General features: G+C 63.6%; 13 protein-coding genes. 10 read left to right on the top strand and 3 right to left on the bottom strand.

What is annotated here, in order from left to right; all coding sequences use genetic code 11:
- Positions 1–180 precede the first annotated feature (180 nt).
- Entirely contained in the window at positions 181–1,827 is a 1,647-nt protein-coding gene (locus ACF8SD_RS11035) for a Na+/H+ antiporter (RefSeq protein ID WP_392485205.1), read from the bottom strand.
- Positions 1,828–2,075: 248 nt separating this feature from the next.
- On the opposite strand from ACF8SD_RS11035, the gene ACF8SD_RS11030 reads away from it, so the two are divergent.
- The 6 genes from ACF8SD_RS11030 (at position 2,076) to ACF8SD_RS11005 (ending at position 5,895) form a co-directional block, all read left to right on the top strand.
- A complete protein-coding gene (locus tag ACF8SD_RS11030) occupies positions 2,076–2,354 on the top strand; it encodes a type II toxin-antitoxin system RelE/ParE family toxin (RefSeq protein ID WP_392485204.1) in 279 nt (92 codons plus the stop codon).
- Between the two features lie 8 nt (positions 2,355–2,362).
- Complete coding sequence (locus ACF8SD_RS11025; RefSeq protein WP_182365416.1) at positions 2,363–2,662, top strand: HigA family addiction module antitoxin; 300 nt, start codon at positions 2,363–2,365, stop codon at positions 2,660–2,662.
- 125 nt (positions 2,663–2,787) lie between these two features.
- On the top strand, positions 2,788–3,135 hold the full coding sequence (locus tag ACF8SD_RS11020; RefSeq protein WP_392485206.1) for an ArsC family reductase: 348 nt from the start codon (positions 2,788–2,790) through the stop codon (positions 3,133–3,135).
- Positions 3,136–3,166: 31 nt separating this feature from the next.
- On the top strand, positions 3,167–4,201 hold the full coding sequence (gene dapD / locus ACF8SD_RS11015; RefSeq protein WP_009686960.1) for a 2,3,4,5-tetrahydropyridine-2,6-dicarboxylate N-succinyltransferase: 1,035 nt from the start codon (positions 3,167–3,169) through the stop codon (positions 4,199–4,201).
- Positions 4,202–4,282: 81 nt separating this feature from the next.
- On the top strand, positions 4,283–5,488 hold the full coding sequence (locus tag ACF8SD_RS11010) for a cysteine desulfurase (RefSeq protein WP_392485203.1): 1,206 nt from the start codon (positions 4,283–4,285) through the stop codon (positions 5,486–5,488).
- Positions 5,485–5,895, top strand: a complete 411-nt coding sequence (locus ACF8SD_RS11005) for a SufE family protein (protein ID WP_173887782.1) — start codon at positions 5,485–5,487, stop codon at positions 5,893–5,895. The genes ACF8SD_RS11010 and ACF8SD_RS11005 overlap by 4 nt, the downstream gene beginning before the upstream one ends.
- 72 nt (positions 5,896–5,967) lie before the next feature.
- Here ACF8SD_RS11005 and tcdA read toward each other — a convergent pair whose 3' ends face one another.
- Entirely contained in the window at positions 5,968–6,777 is an 810-nt protein-coding gene (gene tcdA / locus ACF8SD_RS11000) for a tRNA cyclic N6-threonylcarbamoyladenosine(37) synthase TcdA (protein WP_009686964.1), read from the bottom strand.
- 119 nt (positions 6,778–6,896) lie between these two features.
- On the opposite strand from tcdA, the gene ACF8SD_RS10995 reads away from it, so the two are divergent.
- The 4 genes from ACF8SD_RS10995 (at position 6,897) to ACF8SD_RS10980 (ending at position 11,941) form a co-directional block, all read left to right on the top strand.
- Entirely contained in the window at positions 6,897–9,488 is a 2,592-nt protein-coding gene (locus tag ACF8SD_RS10995; protein WP_173887781.1) for a glycosyltransferase, read from the top strand.
- Positions 9,489–9,582: 94 nt separating this feature from the next.
- Positions 9,583–10,734 (top strand): succinyl-diaminopimelate desuccinylase, encoded by a 1,152-nt coding sequence (gene dapE, locus ACF8SD_RS10990; protein WP_392485202.1) that lies wholly within the window; start codon positions 9,583–9,585, stop codon positions 10,732–10,734.
- On the top strand, positions 10,734–11,546 hold the full coding sequence (locus tag ACF8SD_RS10985) for a putative RNA methyltransferase (RefSeq protein ID WP_392485201.1): 813 nt from the start codon (positions 10,734–10,736) through the stop codon (positions 11,544–11,546). Before dapE ends, ACF8SD_RS10985 begins: the two co-directional genes overlap by 1 nt.
- 17 nt (positions 11,547–11,563) lie before the next feature.
- Complete coding sequence (locus ACF8SD_RS10980) at positions 11,564–11,941, top strand: hypothetical protein (protein WP_392485200.1); 378 nt, start codon at positions 11,564–11,566, stop codon at positions 11,939–11,941.
- A gap of 111 nt (positions 11,942–12,052) precedes the next feature.
- Here the strand turns inward: ACF8SD_RS10980 and ACF8SD_RS10975 are convergent, their stop codons facing one another.
- A complete protein-coding gene (locus tag ACF8SD_RS10975) occupies positions 12,053–12,262 on the bottom strand; it encodes a cold-shock protein (protein ID WP_003252255.1) in 210 nt (69 codons plus the stop codon).
- Positions 12,263–12,426: the final 164 nt, after the last annotated feature.

Genomic DNA, 12,426 nt, shown 5'->3' with positions numbered 1-12,426 from the left:
CCCTGTGGGAGCGGGCATGCCCGCGAACACCGGCGCAGCCGGTGCCAGACACCGCGTCGCCTGCTTCGCGGGCAAGCCCGCTCCCACAATGAATCGCGCAGGCTTTTCAAATTTGCAGAAAGACAGTTGCGCCTACCGGGGTAGGTGAGAGACCTGGTGCTGCAAGGCAGCCCCAGCGCTTTATTTGACCTGGCCCAGATTCGCCTCACTCATGTCCAGCTCGCCCAGCACCTGCCGCACCACTTCATCGCCTACCTCGTGCTGACGATGCAGGTTGTACAGTTCCAGCCGCTGCGCCCTTAGCGCCCGCAGGCGCAAGCGGCGCTCCAGCAAATCCATCTGCTCGGCCAGTGCCTTGGCTTCGGCCGTGTCGTTGTAACTGTCCAGCTCATCCCGGTACTCTGCCATCAGGCGCGCCTTCAGTTCCGTGGCCATGGTTGCCTGGTCTGCATCCTGCGGCGCATTGCTGTCGATCACTTCCTCCGCCTCCAGGGCATGGATCGCAGCTTCTGCCGTGCGCCGCCAGGCTTCCTGCACCTCCTGTTGCAAGCGCTCGTCAGCGCTTTTGGTCACCCCGCGCAGCAACAGCGGCAAGGCGATACAGGCGCTGACCAACGACAGCAGGATCACCCCTGCCGCGATGAAAATCAGCAGGTCCCGTTCCGGGAACGCCTTGCCTGCCCCCATCAGCAACGGGACCGACATCACACCCGCCAGGGTCACTGCACCCCGTACGCTGCCGAAGGTCAGCAGCCAGCAGGAGCGTGCCGTAGGTACCAGCACCAGCGCCGGCTTACCGCGCCAGCGGCGTACCACGCCGATCGCGCGCCAGATACTCTGCACCCAGATGAAACGCAGCAGGATCAGCACGGCAAAAATCGCCAGCACATCCAGGCAGCGGTAGGCTAGGGTAGGCCACACGGTGGTTTCGTGGCTGACCACGGCCTTGATGATGTCCGGTAACTGCAGGCCCAGCAGCAGGAAGATCAGGCCATTGAAGGCGAACTCCAGCAGCGACCAGACGCTGCGGTTGAGCAGGCGGGTGCTGGTCTGGCGTGGCAGCAGGTCGAGCCAGCTCTGCATCATGCCGGCGGCCACTGCCGACAAAATGCCCGACACGCCCAGGCGCTCGGCCAGTACATAAGCCGCGAACGGCAACAGCAGCATGAACACGACATGGGTCGCAGGGTCGTCCCAGCCCCGGGTGATCATCCACATGCGCAGGCGGCCGATCAGCCAGCTCAGGGCCACGCCCACTGCAAGGCCCCCCAGTGCTACCAGCACGAAGCTGAAGCTGGCGTCGGCCAGCGAGAAGACGCCGGTGATTGCCGCCGCCAGGGCGAACTTGAAGGTCACCAGGCCAGACGCGTCGTTCATCAGCGCCTCGCCCTGCAGCATGTGCATCAGCGGGCTGGGCAGGCGGTCCTGGGTAATGGCCGATACGGCAACGGCGTCGGTCGGCGACAACACGGCGGCCAAGGCGAAGGCCACCGGCAGCGGGATACTGGGCATCAGCCAGTGAATGAAGTAGCCGGCCCCGACCACGGTAAACAGCACCAGCCCTACCGCCAGCGCCACCACTGGCCCTCGAAGACGCCACAGCTCGCGCTTGGGAATACGCCAGCCATCGGCGAACAGCAGTGGCGGCAGGAACAGGAACAGGAACAGCTCGGGGTCCAGCGCCACATGCAGGCCCAGGGTAGGCCACGCCAGCAAGGCGCCAGCAGCGATCTGCACCAGCGGCAAGGGCAGCGGAATCAGGCGACCGACCAGTTTCGACAGGCTGACCAAGGTCAACAAGATGAGGACGGTGTAGGCGGACTGCATCCGGTAAGGCTTCCTTTATGAACCAGAAACGACAACAGGGCGAAACATCGCCATTGAAACAATATGTTAGCGGCGATCAGCGAACCGGGACCGCTGCACGATAGTCGCAGGTGGCGGATGAATATGTAACATGATGATACCCAGCAATCATGGCCGGCGTTACCCGAGCAACGTGCAGCGAAGCCCTTGAACTACCGCGATGAGGTCGTATAATCATGCTTAACGAATAACGTTATGCATTCAATCTCATGATTCAAAGCTTTAGCTGTGCCGACACGGAAGCACTCTTTGTTACTGGAAAAACGCGACGTTGGTCAGATATCAAATCAGTCGCGGAGCGCAAACTGGCCATGCTCGACGCCGCAGCAGAGCTGCGAGACCTGCGATCGCCACCTGGCAATCGCCTCGAGGCGTTGAGCGGCAACCGTGCCGGTCAGCACAGCATTCGCGTCAATGACCAATGGCGCTTGTGCTTCACCTGGACCGACAACGGGCCGGCCAACGTTGAAATTATCGATTACCACTGAGGTGCATCATGCTCAAGAACGGTATGCGTCCAATCCATCCCGGTGAAGTCCTGCGTGAGGACTTCCAGAAAGAAATGGGCTTCAGTGCTGCGGCATTGGCCAGGGCGCTGGGCGTCGCCACTCCAACCGTCAACAATATCCTGCGCGAACGGGGCGGTGTTTCCGCCGATATGGCGCTGCGTCTGTCCATTTGCCTGAATACTACCCCCGAGTTCTGGCTCAACCTGCAGACCGCCTTCGATCTGCGCACCGCCGAACAGCGACACGGTGAAGAGATCATCGGGGCGGTACAGCGCCTGGTCGCCTGAACACGCCTTGATCAATAGACATGGACGTCTCAGGCGTGGCGCCGCGAGGTTGCTTCCCGCATAATCCCGCGACTGAAATCGAAAAACGGAGAGGTTGGGGCAACCTGTGATCCCCAATGCACACAATGACCTACACGCTCTACGGCATCAAAGCCTGCGACACCATGAAAAAAGCGCGTACCTGGCTCGAAGACCAGTCCATCGCCTACGAATTCCACGACTACAAGACCCAAGGCATCGACCGTGACAGCCTGAACCGCTGGTGCGACGAACACGGCTGGGAAGTCATCCTCAACCGTGCCGGCACCACGTTCCGCAAGCTGGACGACGCCAGCAAGGCAGACCTCGACCAGGCCAAGGCCGTCGAGCTGATGCTGGCCCAGCCGTCGATGATCAAGCGCCCGGTGCTCGACCTTGGCCCGCGCACGTTGGTCGGCTTCAAGCCTGACCTGTACGCCGCAGCCTTCGCCTGAGCCCCTACCCTATTTCGCACGAGGTAATCACATGTCCAATACCCTGTTCAGCCTGGCCTTCGGTGTCGGCTCCCAGAACCGCCAGGGCGCCTGGCTGGAAGTGTTCTACGCACAACCCCTGCTCAACCCAAGCGCCGAACTGGTCGCCGCAGTCGCGCCTGTTCTTGGTTACCAGGGTGGCAACCAGGCCATCGCCTTCAGCAACGCCCAGGCCGCCCAACTGGCCGAAGCCGTGAAAGGCGTGGATGCCGCCCAGGCCGCGCTGCTGACCCGCCTGGCCGAAAGCCACAAGCCGCTGGTCGCCACCCTGCTGGCCGAAGATGCTGCGCTGGCTTCGACCCCAGAGGCGTACCTCAAGCTGCACCTGCTGTCGCACCGCCTGGTCAAGCCACACGGCGTGAGCCTGGCCGGCATCTTCCCGCTGCTGCCGAACGTGGCCTGGACCAACCAGGGTGCGGTCGACCTGAGCGAACTGGCCGAACTGCAACTCGAAGCACGCCTCAAAGGCGAGTTGCTGGAAGTGTTCTCGGTGGACAAGTTCCCGAAAATGACCGACTACGTGGTTCCCGCCGGCGTGCGTATCGCCGACACCGCTCGTGTGCGCCTGGGCGCCTACATTGGCGAAGGCACCACCATCATGCACGAAGGCTTCGTCAACTTTAACGCTGGCACCGAAGGCCCGGGCATGATCGAAGGCCGGGTTTCCGCTGGCGTATTCGTCGGCAAGGGCTCGGACCTGGGCGGCGGCTGCTCGACCATGGGCACCCTGTCCGGTGGCGGCAACATCGTCATCAAGGTCGGCGAAGGCTGCCTGATCGGCGCCAACGCCGGTATCGGTATCCCGCTGGGTGACCGCAACACCGTCGAAGCGGGCCTGTACATCACTGCCGGCACCAAGGTGAACCTGCTGGACGAGAACAACGAACTGGTCAAGGTGGTCAAGGCGCGTGACCTGGCAGGCCAGACCGACCTGCTGTTCCGCCGCAACTCGCTGAACGGTGCAGTGGAATGCAAGACCCACAAGTCGGCCATCGAGCTGAACGAAGCACTGCACGCCCATAACTGAGAACCTTGCACGGTTTGAGGTGTTAACATCGGGTCTGGCGCCAACACGCCAGACCCGTTTTTCATTCCAGGCCCCGCGATCATGTTCCAGCCCTCCCCCTGGCGTGCCGATTTCCCCGCCATCGACGCCCTGCAACGGCAGCACCAGACCTACCTGGACAGCGCCGCCACCACCCAGAAGCCGCAAGCCTTGCTGGATGCTCTGGGCCATTACTACGCCCATGGCGCAGCCAACGTGCACCGCGCCCAGCACTTGCCCGGTGCACTGGCGACCCAGGCCTTCGAAACCAGCCGCAACAAGGTGGCCGCCTGGCTCAACGCCGCCGATGCCCGGCAGATCGTGTTCACCCATGGCGCCACTTCGGCGTTGAACCTGCTGGCCTATGGGCTGGAACACCGCTTCGAGGCGGGCGACGAAATTGCCGTCAGCGCGCTGGAGCACCATGCCAACCTGCTGCCCTGGCAGCAACTGGCGCAGCGGCACAACCTGCGTCTGGTGGTACTGCCGCTGGACATTCACGGCCACATCGACCTGGACCAGGCCCTGCAGTTGGTTGGCCCACGCACCCGGGTACTGGCCGTTAGCCAGTTGTCCAACGTGCTGGGCACCTGGCAGCCCTTGCCTGCCCTGCTGGCCCATGCCCGTGCGCAAGGTGTGGTGACCGTGGTCGACGGTGCCCAGGGCGTGGTCCATGGGCGCCATGATGTGCAGCAGCTGGGCTGCGACTTCTATGTGTTTTCCAGCCACAAGCTGTATGGCCCGGACGGTGTCGGCGTGCTCTACGGCCGCAGCCAGGCTTTCGAGCTGCTGCACCATTGGCAGTTTGGCGGTGAGATGGTGCAACTGGCCGACTACCATAGCGCCAGCTTCCGCCCGGCGCCGTTGGGTTTCGAAGCGGGTACCCCGCCCATTGCCGGGGTGATCGGCCTGGGCGCGACCCTTGCCTACCTGGCCAGCCTCGATAGCCACGCGGTCGCCGCCCACGAAACCAGCCTGCATCAGCAACTGCTGCGCGGCCTGGCCGACCGCGAAGGTATCCGGGTGCTGGGCACGCCACAGGCGGCGCTGGCCAGCTTCGTCATCGAAGGCGTGCACAATGCCGATATCGCCCACTTGCTCACCGAGCAGGGCATTGCCGTGCGTGCCGGGCACCACTGCGCCATGCCGCTGCTCAAGGGGCTGAGCCTGGAGGGTGCGATCCGTGTGTCGTTGGGCTTGTACAACGACAGCAGCGACCTGCAGCGCTTCTTCGACGCGCTGGACCAAGGCCTGGAGTTGTTGCGATGAGCCTGTCGGAACAGGCGCTGCAGGCGCTGGCCGCGTTTGAACAGGGCAAGGGCTGGGAACAGCGTGCTCGCTTGCTGATGCAATGGGGCGACCAGCTGGAGCCGCTGGCTGCCAGCGAAAAAACCGAGGCCAACCGGGTGCACGGTTGCGAAAGCCTGGTGTGGCTGGTGGCCGAGCAGGCCGATGGCGCATGGCGGTTCAAGGCCGGTAGCGATGCCCGTTTGTTGCGCGGGCTGCTGGCTTTGTTGCTGGTGCGGGTGCAGGGTTTGACCAGCGGTGAACTGCTGGCGCTCGACCTGCGGGGGTGGTTCAGCCAGCTGGGGCTGGAGCGCCAACTGTCGCCATCGCGCAGCAACGGGCTGCATGCGGTGTTGCAGCGCATGGCAGAGCTGGTGGCCAACCGTTAATTGGCGGGGGCGCCAACATCGTCGGGGGCGCTGCGCGCCCCATCGCGACACGAGGCCGCTCCTACAGCGGATTTACACGGGCTTGACCCGCTCCGATGGCCGTCGCGCACCGGCCACCAGTTTCTCTATCGCCTTGCTCGCTGCCACCATGCCAAAGGTGGCGGTCACCATCATCACCGCGCCAAAGCCGCCGGCACAATCCAGCCGCACGCCTTCGCCAACGAAGCTTTTCTGCAGGCACACGCTGCCATCGCCCTTGGGGTAACGCAGCTGCTCACTGGAAAACACGCACGGCACGCCATAGTTGCGGCTGACATTGCGTGAGAAGTTGTAGTCACGCCGCAACGTGGAGCGGACCCGCGAGGCCAGCGGATCGTTGAAGGTCTTGTTGAGGTCGGCGATCTGGATCTGCGTGGGGTCGATCTGCCCGCCCGCCCCCCCGGTGGTGACGATGGCGATCTTGCGCCGGCGGCACCAGGCGATCAGCGCGGCCTTGGCCATGACGCTGTCGATGCAGTCAATCACGCAGTCCAGGTGTTCGGTGATGTACTCGACCATGGTGTCGCGGGTGACGAAATCGGCGACTGCATGCACCGTGCAGGCAGGGTTGATCGCCCGCAGGCGCTCGGCCATGACCTCGACCTTGGGGCGCCCCACCTGCCCTTCCAGGGCGTGGGCCTGGCGGTTGGTGTTGCTGACGCAGACATCGTCCAGGTCGAACAGGGTGATTTCGCCCACGCCACTGCGCGCCAGCGCTTCGGCCACCCACGAACCCACCCCGCCAATCCCGACTACCGCCACATGGGCCTGGCCCAGGCGTTGCAGGCCTTGGTCGCCGTATAGCCGGGCAACGCCGGCGAAGCGTGGATCTTCTGTACTCATGTTCATACCCCAAAAAACCGGCGCGCATTATATGCCAGCGAGCCCAAGGCCTGCACCGTTAGGAAATGGACTACTAACCCTGCTTTAATGTCCTATCACTTCGACAGAAATGGACGACAATGTCTTCACGTAAATTCGGCCTGAACCTGGTTGTGGTGCTGGCCATCGCTGCGTTGTTCACCGGCTTCTGGGCGCTGATCAATCGCCCGGTTTCCGCGCCCGCCTGGCCAGAACAAATCTCCGGCTTCTCGTATTCGCCGTTCCGCCTGGGTGAAAGCCCGCAAAAGGGCCAGTACCCCAGTGACGAAGAAATGCGTCAGGACCTGGAGCAACTGAGCAAACTGACCGACAGCATCCGCATCTACACCGTGGAAGGCACCCAGGCAGACATCCCACGGCTGGCCGAGGAGTTCGGCCTGCGCGTGACACTGGGCATCTGGATCAGCCCCGACCTCGAACGCAACGAACGGGAAATTGCCACCGCCATCGAGTTGGCCAATACCTCGCGCAGCGTGGTGCGCGTAGTGGTCGGTAACGAAGCGCTGTTCCGCGAAGAAGTGACCCCGGAAAACCTCATCAAGTACCTGGACAGGGTGCGTGCCGCGGTCAAGGTCCCGGTAACCACCAGTGAGCAGTGGCATATCTGGAAGGAACACCCGGAGCTGGCCAGGCACGTCGACCTGATTGCCGCGCACATCCTGCCCTACTGGGAATTCGTGCCGATGAAAGACTCGGTGGAGTTCGTGCTCGACCGTGCCCGCGAGCTGAAGCAGCAGTTCCCGCGCAAGCCGCTGTTGCTGTCGGAGGTCGGCTGGCCGAGCAATGGCCGCATGCGCGGGGGGGCCGATGCCACCCAGGCCGATCAGGCCATCTACCTGCGCACTTTGGTCAACACGCTCAACCGCCGCGGCTACAACTATTTTGTCATCGAAGCCTATGACCAGCCCTGGAAGGCCAGTGACGAAGGCTCGGTAGGCGCTTACTGGGGCGTTTACAACGCCGAGCGCCAGCAGAAGTTCAACTTCGAGGGGCCCGTGGTGGCGATTCCGCAGTGGCGCGCCCTGGCGGTCGCTTCGGTGGTGCTGGCCATGATCGCGCTGATGGTGCTGTTCATCGACGGCTCGGCCTTGCGCCAACGCGGCCGGACCTTCCTGACGTTCATCACCTTCCTGTGCGGGTCGGTGCTGGTGTGGATCGCCTACGACTACAGCCAGCAATACAGCACCTGGTTCAGCCTGACCGTCGGCGTGTTGCTGGCGCTCGGCGCATTGGGGGTGTTCATCGTGCTGCTCACCGAAGCGCATGAACTGGCCGAGGCGGTGTGGATCCACAAGCGCCGCCGCGAGTTCCTGCCGGTACAGGCCGACAGCGCCTACCGGCCCAAGGTGTCGGTGCATGTACCGTGCTACAACGAGCCCCCAGAAATGGTCAAGCAGACCCTCGACGCCCTGGCCGCGCTGGATTACCCCGATTATGAAGTGCTGGTGATCGACAACAACACCAAGGACCCGGCCGTATGGGAACCGCTCAAGGCCCATTGCGAAAAGCTCGGCGAACGGTTCAAGTTCTTCCACGTCGCGCCCTTGGCTGGCTTCAAGGGCGGCGCGCTGAACTACCTGATCCCGCACACCGCGCCAGACGCCGAAGTGATCGCGGTGATCGACTCGGACTACTGCGTCGACCGCAACTGGCTCAAGCACATGGTGCCGCACTTCGCCGACCCGAAAATTGCCGTGGTGCAATCGCCGCAGGACTACCGCGACCAACACGAAAGTGCATTCAAGAAGCTGTGCTACAGCGAATACAAAGGCTTCTTCCACATCGGCATGGTCACCCGCAACGACCGTGACGCGATCATTCAGCATGGCACCATGACCATGACCCGGCGCAGCGTGCTGCAAGAACTGGGCTGGGCCGAGTGGTGTATCTGCGAGGACGCCGAACTGGGCCTGCGCGTGTTCGAAAAAGGCCTGTCGGCCGCTTATGCCCACAACAGTTATGGCCAGGGCTTGATGCCCGACACGTTCATCGATTTCAAGAAACAGCGCTTCCGCTGGGCATACGGTGCCATCCAGATCATCAAACACCACGCCGGCGCCCTGCTGCGCGGCACGGGTAGCCAGCTGACGCGCGGCCAGCGCTACCACTTCCTGGCCGGCTGGCTGCCCTGGATCGCCGATGGCATGAACATTTTCTTCACCATCGGCGCGCTGCTGTGGTCGGCCGCGATGATCATCGTGCCGCATCGGGTCGACCCGCCACTGATGATTTTCGCAATCCCGCCGCTGGCGCTGTTCTTCTTCAAGGTCGGCAAGATCCTGTTCCTCTACCGGCGCGCGGTGGGGGTGAATATGAAGGATGCCTTCGCGGCGGCGCTGGCAGGGCTGGCGCTGTCGCATACCATCGCCAAAGCGGTGCTGTACGGGTTCTTCACCAGCAGCATGCCGTTCATCCGCACGCCAAAGCATGCTGACAGCCATGGCTTGCTGGTGGCGATTGCCGAGGCGCGCGAAGAAGTGTTCATCATGCTGCTGTTGTGGGGCGCGGCGCTGGGTATCTACCTGGTGCAGGGGCTGCCGAGTTCGGACATGCGCTTCTGGATGGCCATGCTGCTGGTGCAGTCGTTGCCGTACGTGGCGGCACTGGTGATGGCGCTGCTGTCGTCGCTGCCCAAGCCTGCGCACAAGGCTGCCGAGGCGCAGCAGGCTTGAGATGTTGGGGGCGCGTGGCGCCCCTTTCGCGACTGGTTTGCTATAAGATAACGCCCCTCAGATTTCCCCGCCTTGCCTTGCCCCGGAGTTCCCCATGACGGCCCCTGCCGAGCTCTCGCCTACCCTTCAACTGGCCTGCGACCTGATCCGTCGCCCCTCGGTCACCCCCGTCGACGCCGATTGCCAGGCGCAAATGATGAACCGCCTGGGCGCCGTGGGCTTCCAGCTCGAGCCCATGCGCATCGAAGACGTCGACAATTTCTGGGCGACCCATGGCCAGCAGGAAGGCCCGGTACTGTGCTTCGCCGGCCACACCGACGTGGTGCCCACCGGCCCCGTGCAGCAATGGCAGCATGAACCGTTCGATGCGCTGATCGACGCCGACGGCATGCTCTGCGGCCGCGGCGCAGCTGACATGAAAGGCAGCCTGGCCTGCATGGTGGTTGCCAGCGAACGTTTCGTGCAGGATTACCCCGACCACCGCGGCAAGGTCGCCTTCCTGATCACCAGCGACGAGGAAGGCCCGGCCCACCACGGCACCAAGGCTGTGGTCGAACGCCTGAAAGCACGTAACCAGCGCCTGGACTGGTGCATCGTCGGCGAACCGTCCAGCACCACCCTGCTGGGTGACGTGGTCAAGAACGGCCGCCGTGGCTCGCTGGGCGCCAAGCTGACCGTGCGCGGCAAACAGGGCCATGTGGCCTACCCGCACCTGGCGCGCAACCCCATTCACCTGGCCGCACCGGCCTTGGCGGAACTGGCAGCCGAGCACTGGGACGAAGGCAATGCATTCTTCCCGCCGACCAGCTTCCAGATCTCCAACCTCAACTCCGGCACCGGTGCCACCAACGTGGTCCCGGGCGAGCTGACTGCGCTGTTCAATTTCCGGTTCTCCACCGAGTCCACCGTCGAAGGCCTGCAGGCGCGGGTGTCGGCGATCCTCGACAAGCACGAACTGGACTGGTCGATCGACTGGGCGCTGTCAGGCCTGCCGTTCCTCACCGAGCCGGGCGAACTGCTGGATGCCGTTTCGGCCAGCATCAAAGGTGTCACCGGTCGCGACACCCAGCCGTCGACCAGCGGCGGCACGTCCGATGGCCGCTTCATCGCCACCCTGGGCACCCAGGTGGTTGAGCTGGGCCCGGTCAACGCCACCATCCACCAGGTGGACGAGCGGATTCTGGCCAGCGACCTCGACCTGCTGACCGAAATCTACTACCAGACCCTGGTCCGGTTGCTCGCCTGATGCTTGCCTGCCCCCTTTGCCAGGCGCCGCTGGCGCAAGTCGACAACAGCGTGGTCTGCCCGGCAGGCCACCGCTTCGACCGGGCCCGCCAGGGCTACCTGAACCTGCTGCCGGTGCAGCACAAGAACAGCCGTGACCCAGGTGATAACCAGGCCATGGTCGAGGCGCGTCGCGACTTTCTCGACGGCGGCCACTACGCACCAGTGGCCCGGCGCCTGGCCGAACTGGCCGCCGAGCGCCAGCCCGGTGCCTGGCTGGACATTGGCTGCGGCGAGGGCTACTACACCGCGCAGTTGGCCCAGGCCCTGCCCGCGGCCGACGGTTACGCCCTGGATATCTCCCGCGAGGCGGTCAAGCGTGCCTGCCGCCGCGCACCGGCTGTCACCTGGATGGTCGCCAGCATGGCCCGGGTGCCGCTGGCCGATGCCAGCTGCCAGTTCATCGCCAGCGTATTCAGCCCGCTGGACTGGGCCGAAGCCAAACGCCTGCTCAGCCCCGGCGGTGGCCTGATGCGGGTAGGCCCGACCAGCGGCCACCTGATGGAACTGCGTGAAGTGCTCTACGATGAAGTACGCCCTTACGCCGACGACAAGCACCTGGCCCTGGTCCCCGAGGGCATGGCCCATGCCCACAGCGAAACCCTGGCGTTGCGCCTGAGCCTGGCCGCCCCCAAGGCCCGCGCCGACCTGCTGGCCATGACCCCACACGGCTGGCGCGCCAGCGCCGAAAAACGTGCACGGGTGATCGACCAGCCCGAGCCGTTCGAGGTAACGGTGTCCATGCGTTATGACTATTTTGTGCGCCAAGACTGAGCACACCCGGAGCCCTTATGCGCCAACCTGATATCGAGATCTACCTGAAGGACGCCGACGTCGACCACAACCAGATTGCCGGGTGGCTTGCCCAGGCGATCGGCCCATGCAGCGAATGGAAGCAGAAAGGCCAGACGTTCAAATGCCAGGCCGGTAACATTCCGGTCACTTGGTTACCGAAGGCTGTAGGGAAATGGAACAGCCTGTACCTGGAAAGCGATCAGACCCCCTGGGCCGACGATATTGCCTGCGCCCGCGCTGCATTTGCCGCACTGGGGGTGGAAGTGCGCTGCGCACCGGGTGGCTGGGTCGAGGAAGACGGCGAGGAAGATGCCGACCGTTGGGTCCGCATCAGCGCCGACGGTGAAGAGGAAATCACCTGGCGTACGTCTTGAAACCAAAGCCTTGCTCATTTCTGTAGGAGCGGGTTTACCCGCGAACACGGGCTATGCCCGTGCCAACGATCGCGGTGGCTGCTTTCGCGGGTCAAGCCCGCTCCTACAGGCTCAGAGGCCTACCACGTCTTCGGCTTGCAGGCCCTTCTGGCCCTGCACGCACGCGTATTCCACCCGCTGCCCTTCGACCAGGGTACGATGCCCCTCACCGCGAATCGCCCGATAGTGGACGAATACATCCGCACCACCTTCGCGCTGAATGAAGCCATAACCCTTGGCATCGTTGAACCACTTTACATTCCCAGTCTCACGAGACGACATCTGAACTACTCCGGTTTTTTATTGTGAAGATCGCCGTGCAGGCATGGGCTTACCTGCCCCGTGCCAACGCCGCTTGCCGAAATAACCTGCAAGTGGCAGGCCGAGTATATGCCACAGCACAAAAAAATTTGATGACGGTCCCGTTGTTGGCCGATTTTTGCTGA

Origin of the sequence: Pseudomonas sp. CJQ_9 (assembly GCF_043106615.1) — a bacterium.
Taxonomy (GTDB): Bacteria; Pseudomonadota; Gammaproteobacteria; order Pseudomonadales; family Pseudomonadaceae; genus Aquipseudomonas; species Aquipseudomonas juntendi.
The sequence above is the reverse complement of the archived record's forward strand: the minus strand, read 5'-3'. Positions and strand labels throughout refer to the sequence as shown.